The organism is Ktedonobacter sp. SOSP1-52 (assembly GCF_016587395.1).
The window spans coordinates 1,123,040-1,144,485 of record NZ_BNJH01000003.1; the positions used below are offsets into that span (position 1 = coordinate 1,123,040).

The window sequence follows — 21,446 nt, forward strand, 5'->3', positions numbered from 1 at the left end:
TGACATCGTGATAAGAAACTAAACTGAGTAGCCGCATTGCAGTGAACAACTACGAATAATGTCGCGTTTGTGACGTAATCGCTCTTTTGCTCGAAGCAGCTCTTGATACAAGTGATCGAGGTCCCGACAACAGAGATTGCCCATCTCGACGCGCTTGAGATACTGCCAGATGCCCTCATCTGGGTTGAGGTCGGGAGCGTAGCCTGGAAGTTGCTCCAAATGCAGTCGTTTGCCCATCTTCGTTTTGAGAAAGGTCTTGATCTCATGGTTGCGATGGATGGGAGAGCCATCCCAGATGATCAGGACCTTGCCGCTGATCTTACGCAACAGCACTTTCAGAAATCCGACCACTGCCTCCGCATCATAGGAGGTCTGGCGCACTTGCATGAAAAGCCGCCCATCCAGGGTAATCCCACTGATCGCGGAGAGGTGATCCCGTGTCAGTTTCACGCGCAGAAGAGGCGTTTGCCTGCGCGGAGCCCAAGTACGAACCGCCATTGGCAGCAGATAGAACCCAGCCTCATCTACCCAGAGGATGGTGTATTTCTCGTTTTCGGCTTTTTTTTAATCGCTGGCCAACGATCTTCATACCACTGCTTGATAGCTTCTTCATTCCGTTGCGTCGCCCGTTCGATTGGCTGTTGAGGACTCCAACCAGCTTCTCGTAACAGTCGTCCGGCGTGATCGGGATGGTAACGGACACCAAAGCTGCGATAGATCACTTCCGCGATCCGCTTCCCTGTCCAGACATCTCCCCGAAATCCATAGGCTTCTGCCCCTCCACCAACAAGCCAGGAATCTGCGCTTGTTGCTCAATTGACAGTTTTGGCTTCACGCCTTTAGGAGGATGTGCTTTGAGTGCTTCTATGCCGCCTTCTCTTGCTTGTTTCATCCATTGGCTCACGGCTCCCTTACTTACCCCTAGTGCTTTGGCTATATCCTTTTGTTGCCATCCTTGTTGCTTCAGTTTCCATGCTTGTTTGCGTCGTTCTTCTCGCCAATCGGCTTTCTTTGGTGCTCCCATGCTGCCGATTCTATCACAGTTTACTTGCTTCCGTCGACATCAGTAAGTGCCTATGCTGCGATAGTGCGACCCAAGAACAGTATATCAAAGCTGAGGGTATGAGCAAACACTTGGGCACTCAACTCATGTCAATTGTAGCCGAAGGCAAAGGTCGACGTATTTACCTCTCTCCTACCAAGGCACACGAAGATATAGCTAGCCAATCCTTGCCTGGATGGATACCAGATCAATTCCTTGCTAACGACCCACGCAATATTTGGTGTGTGAACTATGGACTCACTACTTTTGGCAATCTCTTCACCCAGCGCCAACTCGCCGCCCTTACCACCTTTTGCGATCTAGTGCAGGAGGTGCGCGAGCAGGTCCAAGCTGATGCAAGCAAGGCAGGCCTGCTTGCGGATGGTGTCGCACTCAAGGATGGCGGCAAAGGTGCGCAGGCGTATGCTGATGCAGTGGCGACGTACTTGGCATTTGCGGTAGATCGCTCTGCTGACTTTTGGTCTACTATTGCTGTATGGAGTCCGCAACCAAAAAATGAGTTAGTAGCACATACTTTTATGCGGCAAGCATTACCTATGGCATGGGATTTTGCAGAAGCTAATCCATTTAGTGAATCTAGCGGTAATTTTGGTGGATCAATTGAATGGGTGGCGAAGGTCGTCGATTTTGCATCTTGCAATGCACCAGGTTTGGCTAAGCAGCGAGATGCGACAACCTCCAATGGGCTAACTCATATTCTAATTTCAACTGACCCGCCCTATTATGATAATATTAGTTATGCCGACCTCTCCGACTTCTTCTATGTCTGGTTGCGCCGCTCGCTCTCTGGCATTTATCCTGAGCTATTTCAAACAATGTTGGTGCCAAAAGCGCCGGAACTGGTGGCCACGCCTTATCGTTTTGGGGGGAGCAAGAGCAAAGCTCAGAAGTTTTTTGAGGACGGGCTAGAAGAGGCGTTTAGGCATATGCGCGCCGTCCACAATCCTGAGTATCCCATGACGGTCTACTACGCCTTTAAACAGGCGGAAACAGAGGATGAAGTTTTGGGATTAGAATACGACGAAACAGCAAAAACTATCAATGGAAATGGGCAAGGAGCAACAGCCTCGACTGGTTGGGAGACAATGCTGGAAGGTCTAATACGCTCTGGCTTTGCGATTACGGGAACATGGCCTATGCGCACAGAAAGACCAACAGGAGTTAAGGCTGCGGTGAATGTGCTTGCCTCGTCGATCGTGCTGGTCTGCCGGCCACGGCCTGTGGATGCTGAGGCGATTTCGCAACGCGAGTTTTTGCGTGCTCTGCGAGCGGAACTACCTAGGGCCATGCGTGAGATCCAGCATGGCAGTGTCGCAGCCGTGGACTTTGAGCAAGCATGTATCGGTCCTGGCATGGCGATCTTTTCACGCTATAGCAGAATCGAGGATACCGAGGGCAAGCCCATGCGGGTTCGCGTGGCCCTGCAATTTATCAACCGCACCAAAGATGAGATTCTAGCCGAGCAGGAGGGCGAATATGATGCCCAGACCCAATGGGCTGTTAAATGGTTTGAACAGTATGCTATGAAGGCGGGTCCCTATGGGGACGCAGAGACGCTCTCCAAGGCGAGAAATACCAGTGTGGCTAGTTTGGAAGTGAACGGATTGGTCGAGTCGAGGGCAGGCAAGGTGCGTCTGCATACTCGTACTGAATTGCCCCCTGTAGCGAATCTCGGCATGCGCGCTAATCTGAGCACTTGGGAGGTCACGCAGCGTATGATCCACGAGTTGGATCTGGAGAACAAGGACGGTGGAGGTGAAGTGGGTGCTGCCCACATCCTACGCCAGTCCAGTGAGATCGGAGAACTAGCTCGCGACTTGGCTTATCGCCTCTATACCATCTGCGAACGCAATGGCTGGACGCAGGAGGCCATGGCCTATAACAGCCTGGTGACCTCCTGGTCCGAGATTACTCGGCTGGTTCAGCGCGAGGTGGTCGATGTGAAGCAGACAACAATCTGGTAAAAACAATAATTTATATAAAATACTAAGTGGTGCATCCGCCAAGTAACATGGAGATTTTGTAGCGGCCATGCTTGCATGGCCTTGTTCTCGCCACCTGAACGAACGCATTCCCTGGGAAAAAGAGTCCAAGCTGGCTTGGACCCTACAACTTGCCGGATGCACCACTTAGCCTTCTGCCGACTGAAGTTTTAGCGTCTACAGTGCCCATAGTACCTGGATGATTATTTCCGTTTTTTTAAGGTGACAAAGAACACTAAAGTCATATATCTAAGATGCAAAGAGCGAGAAACAAGGGGGAGCAGCGATTATGGCACAATCAAATCGAGATCGGGTAGATAAAGCCCTCGCGATCTTGGGCAAAGGACTCAAACCCTTTATCGAACGCGAAATGCAGAATGTTCACGGGGAGCGCTGGCAGCAGGTCGTGGCCCGTGGCCTGCAAAATTTCCAGATTGAGAGCCTGCGCAACGGCAATCTGGATGATCCCCAGGTCTTCCTGGCCATCCTTTGGGAGCAGTGGCACGATGTCTTTAAAAAGGCCCTGGGCCTAAACGAGAAGAACTGGATTGGCGAACTTCGCGTGACTCGCAACGAGTGGGCGCATATGAAAGCCTTTAGTTCGGACGACGCCGAGCGCGCCCTGGATACTGTGCAGTTGCTACTGGGGGCCGTCTCCGCTCCCAACGAGGCTGCCGAGGTTAAGAAGATGAAGCTTGACCTGCAACGGCTGCGCGACGATGAGCAGGTGCGCAACGAACTGCGCAAGCTCAAACCCGTCGAGGGACAGCCAGCTCAGGGGCTGCGAGCTTGGCGTGAGGTCATGGCTCCCCAGTCTGATGTGCAGAACAGCAACTATCAACTAGCTGAGTTCGCCGCCGACCTGGGGGCCGTCCATCGCGGCCAGAGCACGCCCGAATATCAACAGCCGCGCGATTTTTTCCAGCGCACCTTCCTCACTACTGGCCTGCACCGCCTGCTGGCTAACGCGCTCCAACGGCTGAGCGGCCAGGGCGGCGACCCAATCATCGATTTGCAAACCAACTTTGGCGGCGGCAAAACCCACTCGCTGCTGGCCCTCTATCATCTCTTCTCCGGCGCATCGCTGGCCGATCTAGTCGATATTGATCCACTGCTGGAAGAAGTGGGGGTTAGCCAACCTCCGAAGGCGCAACGGGCGGTTCTGGTCGGGCACAATTTCTCGCCTGGCACGCCGCAGACCAAGTCTGATGGGACAAAAATACACACATTGTGGGGCGAACTGGCCTGGCAACTGCTGGGCAAAGAGGGCTTCGCTATGGTCGCGGAGGACGATCGCCTGGGAGTCAGCCCTGGCACTGATACTCTGCGCGCCCTCTTCACGGCAGCCGCGCCCTGCCTAATCCTCATCGACGAACTGGCCGTCTACGTGCGCCAGTTGCATCAAGAGGCCGGTCTGGCAGGTGGTACCTACGATGCCAACCTCAGCTTTGTACAATCGTTGACCGAGGCCGCCAAAGCCACATCGCGCACCCTGGTAGTGGCTACCATTCCTGAGTCCAACACCGAGGCTGGGGGTGAGAGTGGTCAGCAGACCGTTGAACATCTCAAAAAAATCTTCGGGCGTATGGACTCACCTTGGCGACCAGCCAATACGGAAGAGAGCTTTGAGATAGTGCGTCGCCGCCTCTTCCAGCCGATTAGGCATGAGGACGAGAAGCACCGCGACACCGTTATCAAAGCCTTTATGCAGCTCTACCGCGAGCAGGCTGGTGAATTTCCCTCGGAAGCCAGCGAGAGTCGGTACGAGGAGCGTCTCAAGCGTGCCTATCCGATTCACCCGGAGCTGTTTGATCGTCTGTATACCGAATGGTCGAGCGTCGATAAATTCCAGCGTACCCGTGGCGTGCTACGCCTGATGGCCCATGTCATTCGCGCTCTCTGGGAACGCCAGGATGGCAGTCTCATGATCATGCCTGCCCATGTGCCTCTCGACGATACCCGCGTGCACTCGGAGGTGCTCAAGTACCTGGAAAATAACTGGGCTGCGATCATGGATCAGGATATCGATGGCCCTAACTCGCTCCCCCTCAAGCTAGATAGCGAGAATACCAACATGGGTCGTTACTCAGCCTGCCGACGTGTCGCACGCACCATTTACATGGGCTCGGCTCCAACCTCACATAATCCCAATCGCGGCCAGAATGAGAGACACACCAAACTGGGCTGTGTACAGCCTGGCGAAAACGTCACAATTTTTGGCGATGCTCTGCGCCGTCTCTCTGATCAATCAACGCATCTCTATCAGGATGGTCAGCGCTACTGGTACTCAACCAATCCCAGTGTACTACGTCTGGCCCAGGAACGAGCGGGCCAGTTGGAGGAATACCTGGTCGAAGAGGAACTCGAGAAGCGCTTGAGAAGGGTGCAGCAAACGCGCGGCCTCTTCGCCAGGGTGCATCCCACGCCAGCTAGCAGTGCTGATATTGCAGATGAAGCGGCGGTGCGCCTAGTCATTCTCAAAGCCAATGTGCTACATAGCTTGCGCGATCAGCAAAGCCCAGCTATCCATGCTGCCCAGGAACTGCTTGACAAACGTGGTAACGCGTCACGTCATGCTCGCAATGCCTTGATTTTCTTGGCTGCTGATCGCATCAAGATCGATGCTCTTCAACAGGGAATTCGTCAATATCTCGCCTGGAACAGCATCTACCAAGAGCAGGAAAGCGAGGTGCTCAATCTAGATGCCTTCCAGCGCGCCCAGGTTAAAAGCAAGTTAGCGGATGCTGAGAAGACCGTCGAGTTGCGTATCCCTGAGACCTATGTCTGGCTGCTAGTTCCCGGCAAAGAGGGACCACACGGGGCGGAATTCTGGGAGGGAATCCGTTTGCAACCAGATGACGCGAAAACTCTGGCCCTAGCCGCCTCAACTCGTTTAAGCAAAGATGGCCAGCTCATCTCAGCTTATGCTGCGACCAGTCTGAGGCGTGATCTGGATAATCCCAAAGCCCCACTCTGGCGCGGAGCCAACCATGTCAGTATCGAAACACTCAAACAGGACTTCGCTAACTATCTCTACCTGCCGCGCTTCAAAAATACAGAAGTACTGCTTGAAGCACTGCGCAGTGGTTTACAATCCACCAACTGGGAGCGTGAGACCTTCGCCTACGCCGACCGTTGGGACCAGGAGGAACAACGCTACGTTGGCTTAAAGGCAGGCCCCGGCAGTAACCTGCTGGAGAGCGGTCTGCTGGTCAAATCTGAGGTAGCCGCCGCCCAATTCGCCTATGAGGCCGCCGAACGCGCCCGCCAGGAAGCTGAGCGTGCTGCCCGCTCTGGCAATCCCATGCCACCTGTGCTGGCCGACTACGACCAGCCTGGGTTAGGTAAAGCTGGCAATGAAGTCAAAGATGGGCAGGACAGGAACAATACATATATACCTTTACCTGGTGCGGTACCAGTGACAGTCAAAAACGAAACCATCAAGCGCCGCTTCTATGGTTCGGTCAAGCTCAATCCACGCATGATGGCCGGGGATGCAGGTAAGATCATGGACGAGATTGTTACACATCTCACCACACTCAGCAAAGCCGATGTCAGCATCACTCTAGAGATCCAGGCGAACATTCCAGGTGGCGTACCTGCTGAGACCATCAGGACAGTGATGGAGAACAGCAATACGCTGAAATTCGAGAGCGCGGAGTTTGAGGAGGAGTAGCGTCGCTTGCTCAAACCTTTTGTCCGAGAGATGATAGCCAGTGTGGTAAGCAATAGCTATCATCTCGCGACCATTTTATTATCGTATGTGGAAGAACAGGGAGGTTCCCCGAATGAAATATCAATCCGAGGCAATTGCTCAAGTTATTAAGCACCTGAACGTAAACTACTTTTTGCCAGCCATCCAAAGAGAGTATGTTTGGCGTCAAGATCAGATCATTGTGCTCTTTGATTCTCTCATGCGTGAGTATCCTATCAGCACCTTTCTTTTCTGGGAATTAGAGCCTGAGAATTATGACAAATGGGAGATTTATAAATTTATCAATAATTTTGACCAAACAAATACTCATAATGAAACTGCCAATACCAATGGAGTTCAAAACCTCAATCTCGTTCTCGATGGTCAGCAAAGATTAACTTCCCTCTTCATTGGACTGAAAGGTACATATACTGTTAAGAAGAAATACGTCAGCAAAAATCACTCTAAAGCCTGGCAGAAGCAGAAGCTTTATCTTGATCTCCTACACTATCCAGCTGTGACTGAAGACCAGACAGAAGAAGACATACACTATAGTTTTCGCTTTATAGAACCAGCAGCTGTGCCTGCTTGGGATAATAAGCAATGCTGGTTTGAAGTGGGCCAGATTTTGAATTTTACCAGTAAAAAGTCTTTTGAAGATTTCTTAGATCAAGCAGCGGAAAGCTTGCCTGATGATACAGTGACTATAAAGCAAAAGAAAATATTCGAGAAAAATCTGCGAAAGCTCTATAACACTATCTGGGAGCAGGATTGTATTGCCTACTATACTGAGCATGATCAGGATTTTGATCGTGTCCTGACTATTTTTGTTCGGGCAAATCAGGGTGGCACTATACTCAGCAAGTCAGACTTGCTACTTTCGATGATGACGGCTAAATGGGAAAGCACTAACGCGCGCGATGAAATATACGATTTTGTGGAGCACTTGAATAAAGATCTAGCGCGTAAAAATAACTTTGACAAAGATTTTATCATGAAAACCTGCCTCGTGCTCTCTGATTTACCCGTTCAGTACAAAGTGGAGAATTTTAACGCACAGAATCTTAAACTCATACATAGCAAGTGGCAATGTATAAAAAAGGCGATAGAAGTAGCAGCTAACCTGATTAATATGTTTGGAATTGATCGTGACACTTTAACCAGTGCGAATGCGCTTATCCCTATCATCTATTACGTCTATAAACATCCTGGTATAAACTTCTCGCTCGCTAGTGGTTCCGCACCTGTAGTTCAAAACACTAAGCGTATTCGTCAGTGGTTTTTTCTGATGCTACTCAATAATACTTTTAGCGGACAGTCGGACCGAGCTTTAAATGATACGCGGAAAGCATTGAATGAAGCGCGTAACGATAATATGTTTCCTGTGAGGAATATTAATGCAGAACTGAGGAGAACTGGTCGTAAAGCTAACTTCGAGCCTGAAACTATTGAAACCATTCTGAATCTTACCTATGGTAAGCCCTTAACCTATCTTGTATTATCCCTGCTGTATGGGGATAATACCGAGGTAAACAATGACTTACATCAGGATCATATTTTTCCTCAGGATCAATTCAAGCCACAGCACATGACCTCTGTAGGGCTAAGTATAGAGCAGCAGAAATCGTACAAAGAGCTGATGAATCGCCTCGGGAACTTACAGCTCTTGCCAGGAAGTGAAAATGAGGAAAAGTCGAATCAGGATTTTAGCAAATGGCTGACTACTCGTGACCCTGTTTACCGCAAAAAACATCTTATTCCCGATAACGATTTACTCCTCACATTCGATCAATTCGCTGATTTTATGCAAGCTCGCGAGGAAATAATCCGCCAGCGTCTGGCGCAAATATTTGCATCATAAGATGTAATTCTAGGCGACCGAAATCTGCAAGCGTAAGCCAACGCGATGTCTTCACGGTACGGCTTGGTGTGCAAGGCTTGGCGATCTTCACCGTCCTTGCACTAGTGCCGGTTTGGACTCACGGGCGGTATGCTCCTTGCGTCCTTCCCCTCCACGGATACGGATTGCAGGCGCCCTCCCTGCCTTGTAGTAGCGAGAACCCTTTGCGCCTCTTACAGGATGATTCGGTATCAGCCGATATAGTGATCAGGGCTGCGGAGTTGGTGTCAGAATGATGATTCGGGTTGGTTCGGTGGGCGTCGCGGGAGGTGATGGGAGCACGAGGAAGACCACGATGGAGAGCAGAACGAAAATAAAGCTGGCAATGAGCCAGCGGTGCGAGAACTGGAGCCAGCGCAACTTCTCCTCGTTGGCGCGACCATAGGTCTCCTTGACCTTGCGCCACGCGCTGACACTGATCTCGTTGAAGTCGATGCCTGGCTGTATGCGCGGGACGAAGACACGCGTGGCGTAGAAGAGACTGACCAGCCAGCAGAGCACAGGCGAGCAGAACAGGGGCAAGATGATCACTCCAGGTAGTCCTCCGGGGGCGACCATTATCTGTACATGGATGGTGCTGAAAACGACCAGGGTCACATACAGTCCCTGAAGCCCCGTCGTGACCATAATCATCTGCTTGGCAGCATCTTCGATCCGTGTGAGCGCTTGTACTGGAGCCGCATTCCATACGCTGCGCCAGTGCGTGGTCATCTCCTCAAGGATCTTCTCCTCCTCTGGGTTGAATTGCTGCCCCTGAAGCGGAGTTGTCATAGGTTCATCTCCCCCTGTAAGAGCGGAATGCCCTCGTTCGTATAGCGTATAAAGCCTTTATCCTTGCCCAGGATAAATATATGTTTGTCTATATTATCGGGCACTTCAATCTTATTGGCCCGGTTGCAGTGCTCACAATAATATACCTTCGCCACGTCCTTACTCTGAGTTGGGAGGGCTCGAGCAACTTTTATAATCACTTCTGTTTCTTTTTTACAGTCTGCATACACGCAAATGAACCGAATCACTTTTTCAGTCTGCTTCATTATGTTTCTCTTCCTCATGCTTACTTGCTTCAACTGATGCAGTGTTCAGCATCTCCTCAAGTTGTTGCCACAACTCCGTAAATGGAGCTTCCAACTTCTCCGCTTCTGGTATTTTGCCTCGTAGGGCCGCGACTAGGTATCTTAGGAAAAGAGCTTCGGGGGCGTCTTCTGGCGAAAGCTGTTGTTGTGCTTCAAAGAGGTTTGTTGCAAGTTGCTGTTGTTGCTCATCTGTCCCTTGTGAAATGAAAGAGGCAACATAACTTGGCAGTTCCTCAAGCGTCAAAACAATATCTTCGTCATTTTCTGTAGTCTCTTCCTCATCTATATCACTCAAAGGTTGGTCAACAGTCAGCGCCTGCCAGTGTGTCCGAAATTCTTCTTCGTCCATGTGGTAGCGTATTTTTGCAATTGTTTTTTGGACAGAAGTACGCTTAGGAGATCCTAAATCAGTAAAGATAATGTAAGACTGGATCATATAAGTCAAAGCATTTTTATAATCTTCTTGCTCATATGCTAGTACTCCTAACTGTCCGAGTGAACTGGCGCGTCCATCTTGATATTCCAATTGGTTAAATACCTCCAGACTCTCCTCGTACAATCTTTGTGCTTCCTTATACTCTCCTTGCAAATGAGACACATTCCCCAAATCATGCAGAATAACTGCTCGCGCTCGTCTGTCTCCCAATCGCTCAACTATTTCTAGGCTCTCTCTATATAACTTTTGTGCTTTCTCATACTCTCCCTGAAGTTGCGCTAGCGTTCCTAGTTGCCCAAGTGAGTTAAATCGAGCATCCTGGTTCCCCAGCCGCTCAGCTATCTCCAAACTCTTATTATACAATTTGCGCGCCTCCTCATACTCTCCCTGATTCTGCGCGATTATTCCTAATTGTTGCAAAATATTTGCTTGCCCTACCTGGTCTCCCAGTTGTGCTTTGATTTCCAGACTCTCGCCATATAACCTTCGCGCTTTCTCATACTTCCCTTGATTCTTTGAAATCATCGCTAACTGATATAAAATATTTGCTTGCCCTCTCTGATCCCCCAACTGGCTAAAAATTTCCAGGCTCTCGCTATACAACCTCCGTGCTTCCTCATACTTCCCCTGATTCTTTACCATTATCCCTAACTGATATAGAACGTAGGCTCGTCCTTCTTGGTCCCCCAATCGCTCTTTGATTTCTAGGCTCTCGCCATACAACCTCCGTGCCTCTTCATACTCTCCTTGGTCTTGTGCCAGTACTCCTAACTGGTACAAAGCAACTGCTTGCCCTTTCCAATCTTTTAACTCCTTGGCTATTTCCAGGCTCTCGTCACACAATCTGCGTGCCTCCTCATGCATTCCCTGATCCTTTGCCAATACCCCTAACTGATACAAATTAGCTGCACGTCCTCTTTGATCTCTCAACTGCTCAGTTATATCTAGACTCTTCCTATAGAATCCTCGTGCCTCCTTATACTCCCCTTGGACATAGGACAAAATACCTAATATATGTAACATGCTAGCTTGTAACTGTTCATAGTCATTTTGAATGTCATCCAAAGTTACAATACTCAGAGTATGCAGAAGGGGATAGAGCCCAAAGCGTCTAAGCTGTCCTGAGAGTTTCGACACCAACTCCCCTGCCTCATATACTTTGCCCGCTGCGCGCAGGAGGCGATGCGCTTCAAGGTAGTCAGGAAGTGCATTAGATTCCCGATCCGCATAATTCTCATACCAGATCGCCAGTTGTGCTTGGGTTTGCTTACGGGATTGCTCTTCGAGGAAGTCTTCGGCGTAACGCCGAGTCAGGCTGTGGAGGTGATATTTCTGCTCATAGGTATCATAGCGTAGCAGGGACCAGTCGAGGAGGGGTTGCCAGGCACTGCGAGGAGCACTAAGGCTGTCCTCGATGGCGAGGAGGGGGAGCGGGCGCTGTAAAACGCTGAGCTGAGCCAGGAGGGTGCGGGATGGCTCGGAGAGGCGTTGGACGGTGGCGTCGAGGGCAGCGAACTCGATGACCTGTTGGCGCACGGCTTGCCATTCCTGGGCTGAGCGTTGCTTGCGGGCCTGAGTGATGCGGCCCTGGACGTCTTGAATGAGCAGGTCGAGGCTCTGGCTGGCGGCACTGCTGCTGAGCAGATCGTAGACGTAGGGGAGGCCGCCGAACTCGTCGAGCAGGGTTGCGCGGACTGTCTCGCCCAGTTGTGCCAGGGCGGGATGGCGCAGCAGGAGCTGGTTGGTCTCGTAGCGGCTGAGGTCATCGAGGTCGAGGTGGCGCAGATTGGCGGCGAACTTCCCCTGCGGCAGCAGGTTTTTGATGGCGTAGCGGTCTGTGACAAGCACTCGCCCGCTGCGCAGGTTGGTGAGCAGCTTACGCAGGAGATAGAGTAGCATTGGATCGCTTATGGCCTGGTCGTCGCTCTGCACGCTCTCCAGGTTGTCGATGACCAGGAGCAGGGGACCCGCCGCATTGAGGGCCGCGATAGCCTCCTCGATCTTTGCCTCCGTGCTCAATTTAGGATCGGGCAGGCATTGCTCCAGGAAGCCCGGAACGCCTAGGCGTTTGAAGAACTCGCCCATGCGTTGGAGGAACAGGTCGATGCTCTGGTAGCCCTGGCAGTGCAGGGTGAGCGCGGCTTTGTATGTGCCACCGTAGCGCGTGATGGCCTGCGCGGCCAGCGTACTCTTGCCCACGCCGCCTGGCCCGGTAATCAGCGCCATCACGGGACCGCTACCGGGCGCGCTCTCCAGCATGAGGCGCAGCTCGCGCAGCTCACGGTGGCGTCCGACGAAGACGCCCGTGGGCGTGGGAACGTCGCTGGCGGCCCCTGTGCTTGTCAGCAAGGGATCAGTGGGGCCGGGAGCAGCCGCGTCGTCGAGGAGCGGGGTGAGGCAACCCCTGGTTCCTTGCAGGATGGGTACGGCCCAGTCGGGGCGCTCCGCTTGGGAGAGGGCCTGGCGCACCTCGAAGAGGGCCTCGGCAAAACTCTGGCCCGCTGTCAGGGCCGTGTACCAGGCCTCACTGGCGTGCTGGCTCGATTCATAGGTGAGGCTGGACTGCTGCGAGAGGACGGCGGGGATGCCTTCTGTGATGAGGGCCTCAGCGATGCCGCGCATCTCAGCCCGCGCGTGGCTCTTTCCCGTCTGGCAAGCGTGCAGCACCACGGCGCACAGGTTGCGGGGACGCAGGAGGTCGGCGAAGCGCTCGGCGCTGATGGGCGACTCATTGCCCTGCTCATCCTCCCATAGCAGGAGGCCCCCGCTGGACTCGCTATATACGCCATGACCGATATAGTGCACAATATGCGGTTTAAAGCGAACAAGGTGGCGCTGTACACGCTGGGGCGTCACGATATCTTCTACCAGCAGGTGCAAATACCCGGCCTCGCGCGCCTCGCGCACAGCTTGTTCGACCGCTGCCCGCTCACTTTCCACATCCACGCGTGAGTCATCGCCTAGGCCCGGCGGCGAGGAGACAAGCAGCAGGACACGCAAGGGCGGCTTCAGCATATCCACCGTGGCCTCGGAGGAGCTTCGCCTTATGAGCGGACGGCGCAGGGCCAGAAATCCGCTCTTTCCTGTCTGTTCAGGATTGTACAGGAGTTCCCAAGGAAGCCTGGCAAGCGTCTCAGGAAGCGTGAGTAGCAGGGTGGTATGCGCTGAGCGCAAGGCTTGGACTAGCACCTCACGTTCCTGTTGGGGTGCGCTTTCCGGCAATAGCGCCCGCCAGAGCCAGCTGCCCAGATCACGCAAGAGATCAGCCCGGGCCTCCTCTCCCACCAGCACGCGCTCCAGATGGCGCAAGCCATCGCTAAAGGCAAAGTTTGCCTCTGGATTGAAGGTGATAGTGTACGTTGTGGGGCCAGAGATCAGCCGATACTCTCCAGAGGCTGGCTCTCCCTCCAGGCGTAGCTCAAGAAATTCCTCTCGCATGCCCTCTCCCTTGCTAGCAGATGTGCTAAGTTTTGCCATTTTATATCATTTCACGTATTCTATCATGCACTTAAAATCTTGTATACTATTACTTACAATATAAATCTCTTTTAGCAAAAAAAGATTTTATGAAAGGCTTGGTTTATAGAGGACAGTTGTGTCATGGGTTGCTTCTTCTAATTCTGCTGTTATGTCTTGCAACTGGAGCAAAATTAACTTAAGCACAAGATTGCGCCATTTATTGTTTTTATTCATAAAAACTGATATATTTTGCTTGTTAGGAATTTCACAACCTTGTAAGAGCAATAGGAGATATTTATGGCTTCTTTTGATACGCTTATATTACTTATCTTACCAGCTGCAGCAGCTATTATCTCCACATTAGCGGCTTATTTTAGCAATAGAGTCTTACGAAGTGAAAGAGATACTTCGAAAAAAATATCTCGTATGGCTGAGATACTTAATCGCGACGATAGCAAAAATGATCGCCCTATTATGGAAGATAAAGACCTTCTTTTAAAATTGATGGATAGAATTGAATCATTAACTTCTTATCAGAACTATCTTGAGAAAACTGTAGTGGAAAACAGACACATTACTTTGGATCTCAATGATATGGTTGATGAGATTAGATATTCCATGAAAGCTCTTCGAGATGCATCCGTATTAGCTCAAGAAATTAAATCATCGGTGCGAGAACTGAGCCAGATCTCATCATCCTTATCTGTGACCTCTTCTGAAGATAGAACTCAAGTTGCCATTCGCGACCTGAGAGAGCTGGCAGAAAATTTATCGCGTAACATAGTTCCTGCTGATCATATATCATCTCAGCCCTCTAAAATCTCTGAGTCTTCTTTCGGTGACAAGTTATTAATTTACCAGCAGATTTCAAATGAGTTTACTCATGTCTTGGGTCCTCCGATTGCTTCTGCTGAATCCGCCGTTGGAAATGTAAAAGAAAAATTTGTCACGGTTTTAAGAGAAAACGGTGTTCAGTCAAAAGAGGCAAAATTACTGCTTTCATCCCTTGATAATGCCGCCCTGTCTTTACAAATGGTAAAAACTATACTTCAGCATGGTGCAGGGTTTTTCCCGGGGGTTGCTGAAAGATTTTCGGTAGAAATGCTAATACGTAAAGCAGTACGAATGGTAACAGTAGATGCGCAGGAGCGCGTAGAGCCTACTATTTATGCTGACAATATCCCAGAAGTAAAATATTACCCAGCCAACTTGTTGATGGCTCTTATGTCTGTATTAGAGAATGCATATCAAGAAATAGGTTTTGATGGAAAAATAAGAATCGATGTCAGGGCTGACTCATTGAATAAAAACATATCAATAGACATTTCTAACAATGGCAAACCCATACCTCCTCAAGACCAAGATAAGATTTTTATGCCTGGCTTTACGACGAAAAAAACTGGTAGAGGAATTGGGCTTTCAATTGCAAGAAAATGTCTGGCATCTGTCAATGGTAAAATTGATTTAGCTTTGTCTAAACAGGACCAAACAACATTTAAAATTGAATTTAAGCCTGAAGAAGTTTATTAGTTATTTGGAGGATCTCATGTCGCAAGATATTCTCATAGTGGAAGATGACAGACTATTTTTAGAGAATTTGGGGAATGAAGTTAGGCTTAACCTTGATATAGAGCCTTTTTTAGCGGATAACTCACAAGAAGCACTTAATATACTACATGACTATCCAATAAAAGTGTTAGTTACTGATCAAGAAATGCCTACTATGAAAGGTGTAGAGTTAGTACGACATATCAGAGAAGATTTAAAATTGACTATACCATGTATTATGGTAACTGCGTATCCTCAGAAATTGAATGCATTCGACTTAGTTAAACTACAATTCTTTGGTTTTATAGATAAACTAAACACCCATGCCGAGCTCGTTCAGACCTTAAGAAGAGCAATAGAACGATACGATATGGATGAAGCTGCCAAGTATAATATTAAAGTTGATAAAGTCTTATCAAGCAGGCTAGCGTGGATAAAATTTGGCGCTCGTAACACTTTGAAACTTTTACGTGTTAGCTCTATTATCGATCCCTATATTCGGGAGCAGGATTGGCGTACTGAGTTGTATGCTCAGAGGAATGTGAGCTCAACACAAGAAATGAATATTAGCCGCCACGTTACTTTGTCTTATGAATATGGGATAGATGCGGAGGTTGTAAATAAAACTGGTTTGAAAATAGGAACCTTAGTAAGTACCGTTGAGTCTGCTCTTGAACATAAATTTACCCTTTCAGGAAAAATAAAATACGAGGAAGATGTTACTGTAGAAGCCAAGCAAAAAATAGAAGTGAAGGAGATCACTGATACCCCAACATCGGAAGGACTGGTTCTGCAAGCTAGAGAATATCAAGCTGCGCCGGTTTATACGCGTGTTAATTGCGTACTTGAAATTGAGTGTAGTTGCTGCCAAGTACCCAGAAGCTTTACTGCATCTATAGATTTGCCAACGAATAAAATCGCGTTAAGACAAGTAGAACATTTTGATAAAGGACCTGAGAAGGTGATACGTGTAGGGAGTATAATACAAGGCCAATTTACTTTTAATTCTAATAAGAGCTTTAATCCTTAAAGTAATGTGTTTGTATAAAATATAAGAGTAGTATGGCCTAAAAGGTAGGTGTTCCAATGCGCATTGCTGCGACTTTTTCAATTAATGAGGGGAAAGATCGTATAGCACAAAGCAGACAAAATGAACTCTTGGAGATCCAGAAAGCTATATCCGAAATAAACGCGGAAGAATGTAAAAAGAAGATGAGTAAAGAAAAAGGAAGAGAGGGGAAGTTACTTTATAGTCCAAGACTAATCAATGAAGCTTTCGAAGCACAACTTGAAGCTAGAGGCTGGGAGCGTTGCTTAATGAAAGGCGGTTTTTCAATAACCCATTATGTTGAAGGTTATAAGCCTTTAACTCCAGAAGGAAGACCAGGTAAAAGCCCTAGCAGAGAAATTGATTTTGCTAAAAATCTTTTGGGTTTAGAAGTCCAATTTGGACCATACGATTCATTTGGATATAATATATTCCTAAAAATGCCTCTCTTTGCTGCTCAGAAGAAAATTACTTGTGGAGTAATAATTATTCCGGTTAAGGCTTTTGCTCGTGAGATGTCTACCGGCGTTACTAATTTTGAGCAATGTATCTGGGATTTAGAGAATAGAGGACTGTCAAGTGTAGATATTCCTATTCTCATAATAGGGATAGATGCTGATTCAGATATGAATTAAAATCTAAAATATTTTAGCGCTTGTCTAGCACCATCAGATAAAGTATGTCCAGAGCCCGATATTTGGGCTATCCCGCACTTTGCGTGATAAGCGCTGCAATAAAAACGATCAGACAAAAGTTTGTATGCTCTACAAGCAAGTTCTGAAAAAGGACATGCACTTGATAAGCTCATCTTTCACATGAATTGCGGGAGAGCCTGTTTATCAGAGACTTTCTGAAGGTTTATGCATCCATTTTTAACTTCATGAAAGTATATGCGTCCAAATTGTCAAAAAGCGTTTCCTTTCACTCTTAAATTTTGAGCTTAAGAAGGGGCTTTTTACTGAAAGTATATGCGTCCAGTACACTGCAAAGATATTGGAATAATGACACATTTTACCCATAGGTTTTGCAGATTCTACAAAACTATACTTCCTCACATCTGCAAAACCATCGGTTAAGTTACAATGCCGCTTGCTACAGCTTTTCAGCTACACTCGTTGCTTGCTTGGCCGCTTTTGTAGTAATATACTCAACCCAACCAATCAAGCAGAGCAAAGACCATTAATGGCGGATATCTTTTCGCTTGACACACCAGGCGATGATCCGCGCCTGCACAACGGTGATAACTACCAATACTCCCCAGCAGAGCAGTAGATGTTGCAAGGCCTGAGCATGCATATTACCATTGACACTTGAGAAGATCGTACTGACAAACGAGAAGTTGTCAGCTTCAACCTTGTTGGCATGAATACCAGCGGTGGTACCCATGGCCGCCATCGCCCAACGAGCAGCGAAGAGGGCACCGGGTATCTGGAGGAACTTCGGTTGATCTAGATTAAAGATCGTTCCTGAGAAGATGACCTGCGGGATCAGTGCCAGGGAGACGATACTCATAGCGCGATCGTTATTGGGCACGAGCGCAGAGATAAGCAGCCCGGTCATCAAGCCCGCGATACCGGTCAGAGCGAGCGAGATATAGATCTCCAGGAACGGCGGTAAGAAGACGCTATTGCTATAAGGCGTAAAGAGCGCGATTGCACCAACCAGGACCAGGCTCTGCACCAGGCTAAAGGCGCCCAGTACCACAAACTTCGAGCAGAGGTAAGGCATCAGACCCAGGTTCACCGAGCGCTCACGGCGATAGATGGGTGCCTCCTTGACGAGCTCGCGAGCGCCATTCAGACAGCCAAACATAATCGAAGCAAACGCCATAATGAAAAGGATCTTCTGTGCATCCTGACCTGATACAGGGAGAATAGCAGCGTCCAGTACCTGATCCACGGTCATATTCTTACTCGCGGCAAACTGCTGACCTTGAGGCGTCTTCAAGAAATTGACCAGATAGGTACAATCGGTTGTCGGTGCTGAATGCACATCTGCCGGTTGCACATGCGTCGCGCAGGTCGCGATCTTATTCGCGTCAAACATCCCATGTACCGATAGCCCAAAGAGTAGTGCACCAATGATCGGAGCTTGAAGGACCAGGATTGCCAGATTCACTTTATCGTTATAGATCAGCTCTAGATAGCGGATACTCAGCAGTATAAACTGCTTCCACGGATTGCCGCGCTTGACATGCTTGAGCGTCTTCGCAGCGGGATTCCCCTGACTATTCGCGAGGCTCTGGCGCTGCTGCGTGGGGATAGCTATATACTTCTGATAATCGGGCGACTGTCTGAAGCGGATCTCAGCCTCGGCTGGGATCTCCGGATGCTCCTCGGTTGGTTCTAGCGCGCTATAGATCTCAGCGAAGTCGGTCTTCCCAAAGAAGTCTCTGGCCTCATTCGGTGGACCAAAGTAGGCGACCCGACCACCCTGGCAGAGGAAGCAGATGTAGTCACACGCATTGATGTTATTCGTTGCATGTGTCACCAGGACGATCGTATGCCCTTTATCTGCCAGCTTACGCAATAGCATCATCATCTTACGGTCCAGACCGGGATCGAGTCCAGAAGTTGGCTCATCTAAGAAGAAGATACTGGGTTTGGCCAGCAGTTCCAGCGCAATCGAGACACGTTTCCGTTGTCCACCAGAGAGCTTGCTCACCAGCAGACCACGGCGGAACTGCATCTCAACATCGTCCAGCACCTCATCAATGCGTTCATTGATCTGTGCCTCAGTGAAGTCTTGTGGCAGACGAAGCTTCGCCGCATAGTACAGAGCGCGCTCCACCGTCAGCTCGCGATGGATAATATCTTCTTGCGGAACATAGCCGAGCTGTGAACTAAACGCTGCCAGATTGGCATAGTAGTCCTGGCCGTTATAGAGGACTGAGCCACTATGTGCAGGGTGCAAGCCGTTTAGCGCATCCATGAGCGTAGACTTACCGGTACCGGAACCACCGACCAGGGCAACGAACTTACGCGGCGGGATGACCAGTGAGATATTATCGAGCAGAATAACATGCTTGTTCCCCTCTTTACGCAGATTGATCGCATCGATGCGGACACCATGGCTCTCATCCTGCTGCGTCAGCTCATTACCGCTATACGTAAATTTGTAGGGACCGATGCGAATGATATCGTCATTCGCAAGAATCTGGTGGGTATGGACGCGCTCAGTATTTACATAGATATGATTGGTACTATTGAGATCGATAATACGGTAGCCGCCACCCGGTAGCAATTCAAGCCGCGCATGATGGGCCGAGATCTGAGGATGCTGGAGGACAACCCGGTTATCGCTCGCACGACCCAGTGTAATGACTGGCTCACCCAATTGAATAGGCGGCATCTGTGGAGTCGGTTCCTGTTCCTCTCCAGAACCATCATTATAGATCAGCGATGCAAAGGTACCGTTTTCATCACCGATGCGGAAGATATCGCCGCGTTGTAATACACGGCGGAACTGCTCATCACCCTGAAAGGTACGGCCCTGAAAGGTCAGACCATTCAAGGTGCGATGGCGCTTCGGATGCGGATGGATCAAAGTCAGTTGCTTATTATCACGAATGATCTGTACATGGAAGCTAGAGACGGTTGGGCAATTGATTACAATCTCATTGGAGGGATGACGTCCGATATTGATCTCTGGGGCAGTGAGTGAGAGCGGACAGAGCTGTTTCTCACGATCGACGTTGGTACTGATCTCAATGGAGGGCAGCCCTGGAATAAAGCGAGCCAGCAAGGTTCGATTACCAGGAGCATTATCATCATTCACGGCTGAAGATTCGTTTACAACATCCATCGTCTCTCCCTCAAGCCACATAATGCGGTATACATATTTCACACCTGCTATTATATGTTGTATCTGCTATTACATATTATAATGAAGTGTACTACTTGAAATAAGCTGAATAGATAGCAGCTATTTGCCTAAAAGCTTGCCTTCAGAATCTGCTTCCCCAAAAATGAAACAGCCGAGAGCGTAAGCCTGCACTCACTCTCTCGACTGCTTCTCACAGCGGGCGATGTCTTTTTATTTACTCCGTGATCTGCACAGGCGTCCCAATCGGTGCCCAGTTGTAGAGCCAGCCTGCGTCATCTACGGACATATTGACGCAGCCGTGGCTGCCCGTCACCGTCTGGTCGCTCTCTTCCTCATAGTGCTCGCTATTGGTGCCTGGACCAAACTCGTTGCGCCAGGGGGCATCGTGGATAAAGTAGCCGCCACTCGCGAACTCCATCGCGTAGCTCACCGTGGTCGGTGGATAGTAGTAGGGCGAATCTTTCCCCCAGGGCGAGTAAAATGTCGTCGGACTCTGCTTATTAAAGATGCTAAAATTACCAGTGGGGGTCGGGAGGGCCGGTTGTCCGCTTGTGATAGCAGTCTCAAACACCTCTTCCCCATCCTCATACGCATACAGAGTCTGCTCCGATAAACTAATGACGATCAGCTTGCCCGCTCCATCGGCATGACTATGCCGGGGCGGCGGACCCATCACTAATAAACTGGCAAGAACAAACGCGAGCATACCAAAGTAGAAAAATTTGTTTACTCGTTTTTTCATTTCAGCCATCCCTTTTGCTTGCGCAAATTTATAATACTTTCTAATAGTGAGTATATAGCGCCTTCTGCTAATAAGTATTTAAATGTTCTTTATACTTTATTAGTAATAAAATACCTATAAATAATAACGGCGCTGCTAAAGCACGAGCCGTCCTACGTTCTATGCCGCTTATAATCCTGATAAATATGCAAATAAAAACCATCCAACCTCGGCTCCAACTCTTCCCGCGTCAACCAGGCTGGCCGCCCCTCGATGCTGGGGTGCAGCTCCCCGCCTACGTGGCACCCGCGAAAGATCAAGTTGACCGTGCTCAGGCGATTGAAGGCCGGACTGCTGATGGTCGCATAGCTAACAATTTCATGCACCTCGACCTCAAGCCCCGTCTCCTCCAGGCACTCGCGTCGTGCCGTCTGCTCAGGCTGCTCACGCCAGCGCATAAAGCCTCCAGGAAAGGCCGTCTCGCCCTCTGGTCGCTCTACAACCAGGAACTTGCCGTCCTCTTCCACGATCACGCAGACACAGGCAAATGGAGGGAGGTTGCCACCAAGCCCCACATTTAGGACGTTAAAGAAGATTCCCACAAAACGCTTCAATGCCAGATAGAACACAAACTCTTACCACCTTCTGTGAATGATATAATGGGGCATGGCGGCCAGTGGCCGCCATGCCCCAT

General features: G+C 49.5%; 15 protein-coding genes. 6 read left to right on the forward strand and 9 right to left on the reverse strand.

Translation table 11 applies throughout. From position 1 onward, the window contains the following. Positions 1–18: 18 nt before the first annotated feature. Genes JMJ16_RS54695 through JMJ16_RS54705 form a run of 3 tightly spaced genes read right to left on the reverse strand, consistent with a single transcriptional unit; the run spans position 19 to position 1,024 of the window. Positions 19–498: a transposase gene (locus tag JMJ16_RS54695; protein ID WP_236601122.1), complete on the reverse strand. Its 480-nt coding sequence runs from the start codon at positions 496–498 to the stop codon at positions 19–21. A 26-nt stretch (positions 499–524) separates the two neighbouring features. Further along, on the reverse strand, positions 525–722 hold the full coding sequence (locus tag JMJ16_RS54700; RefSeq protein WP_236601630.1) for a winged helix-turn-helix domain-containing protein: 198 nt from the start codon (positions 720–722) through the stop codon (positions 525–527). Then, positions 719–1,024, reverse strand: coding sequence for a helix-turn-helix domain-containing protein (locus JMJ16_RS54705; RefSeq protein ID WP_236601631.1), 306 nt, complete (start codon positions 1,022–1,024; stop codon positions 719–721). Before JMJ16_RS54705 ends, JMJ16_RS54700 begins: the two co-directional genes overlap by 4 nt. Before the next feature lie 98 nt (positions 1,025–1,122). Here JMJ16_RS54705 and JMJ16_RS30295 point away from each other — a divergent pair, with 98 nt between their 5' ends. The 3 genes from JMJ16_RS30295 (at position 1,123) to JMJ16_RS30305 (ending at position 8,600) form a co-directional block, all read left to right on the forward strand. Beyond that, entirely contained in the window at positions 1,123–3,027 is a 1,905-nt protein-coding gene (locus tag JMJ16_RS30295) for a DUF1156 domain-containing protein (protein ID WP_201387651.1), read from the forward strand. A 307-nt stretch (positions 3,028–3,334) separates the two neighbouring features. After that, positions 3,335–6,721: a DUF499 domain-containing protein gene (locus JMJ16_RS30300; RefSeq protein ID WP_201387653.1), complete on the forward strand. Its 3,387-nt coding sequence runs from the start codon at positions 3,335–3,337 to the stop codon at positions 6,719–6,721. A 112-nt stretch (positions 6,722–6,833) separates the two neighbouring features. Next, positions 6,834–8,600, forward strand: a complete 1,767-nt coding sequence (locus JMJ16_RS30305) for a DUF262 domain-containing protein (RefSeq protein ID WP_201387655.1) — start codon at positions 6,834–6,836, stop codon at positions 8,598–8,600. 246 nt (positions 8,601–8,846) lie between these two features. On the opposite strand, the gene JMJ16_RS30310 is transcribed toward JMJ16_RS30305, so the two are convergent. The 3 genes from JMJ16_RS30310 to JMJ16_RS30320 are packed head-to-tail and all read right to left on the reverse strand — an operon-like array spanning position 8,847 to position 13,589. Beyond that, complete coding sequence (locus JMJ16_RS30310) at positions 8,847–9,410, reverse strand: hypothetical protein (RefSeq protein WP_201387657.1); 564 nt, start codon at positions 9,408–9,410, stop codon at positions 8,847–8,849. Then, entirely contained in the window at positions 9,407–9,676 is a 270-nt protein-coding gene (locus JMJ16_RS30315; protein ID WP_201387660.1) for a hypothetical protein, read from the reverse strand. The genes JMJ16_RS30310 and JMJ16_RS30315 overlap by 4 nt, the downstream gene beginning before the upstream one ends. Continuing rightward, positions 9,663–13,589 (reverse strand): tetratricopeptide repeat protein, encoded by a 3,927-nt coding sequence (locus JMJ16_RS30320; RefSeq protein ID WP_201387662.1) that lies wholly within the window; start codon positions 13,587–13,589, stop codon positions 9,663–9,665. Before JMJ16_RS30320 ends, JMJ16_RS30315 begins: the two co-directional genes overlap by 14 nt. A gap of 318 nt (positions 13,590–13,907) precedes the next feature. On the opposite strand from JMJ16_RS30320, the gene JMJ16_RS30325 reads away from it, so the two are divergent. The 3 genes from JMJ16_RS30325 to JMJ16_RS30335 are packed head-to-tail and all read left to right on the forward strand — an operon-like array spanning position 13,908 to position 16,841. Beyond that, positions 13,908–15,140, forward strand: a complete 1,233-nt coding sequence (locus tag JMJ16_RS30325; protein WP_201387664.1) for an ATP-binding protein — start codon at positions 13,908–13,910, stop codon at positions 15,138–15,140. A 16-nt stretch (positions 15,141–15,156) separates the two neighbouring features. Further along, positions 15,157–16,188 carry a response regulator gene (locus tag JMJ16_RS30330; protein ID WP_201387667.1) on the forward strand — a complete coding sequence of 344 codons (1,032 nt, stop codon included), beginning with the start codon at positions 15,157–15,159 and terminating at the stop codon, positions 16,186–16,188. Between the two features lie 56 nt (positions 16,189–16,244). Then, a complete protein-coding gene (locus tag JMJ16_RS30335; RefSeq protein ID WP_201387668.1) occupies positions 16,245–16,841 on the forward strand; it encodes a BglII/BstYI family type II restriction endonuclease in 597 nt (198 codons plus the stop codon). A gap of 544 nt (positions 16,842–17,385) precedes the next feature. Here JMJ16_RS30335 and JMJ16_RS30340 read toward each other — a convergent pair. The 3 genes from JMJ16_RS30340 to JMJ16_RS30350 all read right to left on the reverse strand — a co-directional run bounded on the left by JMJ16_RS30340 (position 17,386) and on the right by JMJ16_RS30350 (position 21,381). After that, the gene (locus JMJ16_RS30340) at positions 17,386–20,010 is read right to left on the reverse strand and encodes an ATP-binding cassette domain-containing protein (RefSeq protein ID WP_236601744.1); all 2,625 of its coding nucleotides are present in this window, start codon (positions 20,008–20,010) and stop codon (positions 17,386–17,388) included. A gap of 235 nt (positions 20,011–20,245) precedes the next feature. Next, complete coding sequence (locus tag JMJ16_RS30345) at positions 20,246–20,773, reverse strand: L,D-transpeptidase (protein ID WP_201387670.1); 528 nt, start codon at positions 20,771–20,773, stop codon at positions 20,246–20,248. Positions 20,774–20,925: 152 nt separating this feature from the next. Beyond that, positions 20,926–21,381, reverse strand: a complete 456-nt coding sequence (locus JMJ16_RS30350) for an NUDIX hydrolase (RefSeq protein ID WP_201387672.1) — start codon at positions 21,379–21,381, stop codon at positions 20,926–20,928. Positions 21,382–21,446 lie beyond the last annotated feature (65 nt).

Excerpts from the sequence above, each read along its gene's own strand:
- JMJ16_RS30335 (WP_201387668.1), top strand. The coding sequence starts at position 16,245 with ATGCGCATTGCTGCGACTTTTTCAATTAATGAGGGGAAAGATCGTATA.
- JMJ16_RS30305 (WP_201387655.1), top strand. The coding sequence starts at position 6,834 with ATGAAATATCAATCCGAGGCAATTGCTCAAGTTATTAAGCACCTGAAC.
- JMJ16_RS30320 (WP_201387662.1), bottom strand. The coding sequence starts at position 13,589 with ATGCGAGAGGAATTTCTTGAGCTACGCCTGGAGGGAGAGCCAGCCTCT.
- JMJ16_RS54695 (WP_236601122.1), bottom strand. The coding sequence starts at position 498 with ATGGCGGTTCGTACTTGGGCTCCGCGCAGGCAAACGCCTCTTCTGCGC.
- JMJ16_RS30315 (WP_201387660.1), bottom strand. The coding sequence starts at position 9,676 with ATGAAGCAGACTGAAAAAGTGATTCGGTTCATTTGCGTGTATGCAGAC.
- JMJ16_RS30300 (WP_201387653.1), top strand. The coding sequence starts at position 3,335 with ATGGCACAATCAAATCGAGATCGGGTAGATAAAGCCCTCGCGATCTTG.
- JMJ16_RS30330 (WP_201387667.1), top strand. The coding sequence starts at position 15,157 with ATGTCGCAAGATATTCTCATAGTGGAAGATGACAGACTATTTTTAGAG.
- JMJ16_RS30345 (WP_201387670.1), bottom strand. The coding sequence starts at position 20,773 with ATGAAAAAACGAGTAAACAAATTTTTCTACTTTGGTATGCTCGCGTTT.
- JMJ16_RS30325 (WP_201387664.1), top strand. The coding sequence starts at position 13,908 with ATGGCTTCTTTTGATACGCTTATATTACTTATCTTACCAGCTGCAGCA.
- JMJ16_RS30295 (WP_201387651.1), top strand. The coding sequence starts at position 1,123 with ATGAGCAAACACTTGGGCACTCAACTCATGTCAATTGTAGCCGAAGGC.
- JMJ16_RS30310 (WP_201387657.1), bottom strand. The coding sequence starts at position 9,410 with ATGACAACTCCGCTTCAGGGGCAGCAATTCAACCCAGAGGAGGAGAAG.
- JMJ16_RS54705 (WP_236601631.1), bottom strand. The coding sequence starts at position 1,024 with ATGGGAGCACCAAAGAAAGCCGATTGGCGAGAAGAACGACGCAAACAA.
- JMJ16_RS30340 (WP_236601744.1), bottom strand. The coding sequence starts at position 20,010 with ATGGATGTTGTAAACGAATCTTCAGCCGTGAATGATGATAATGCTCCT.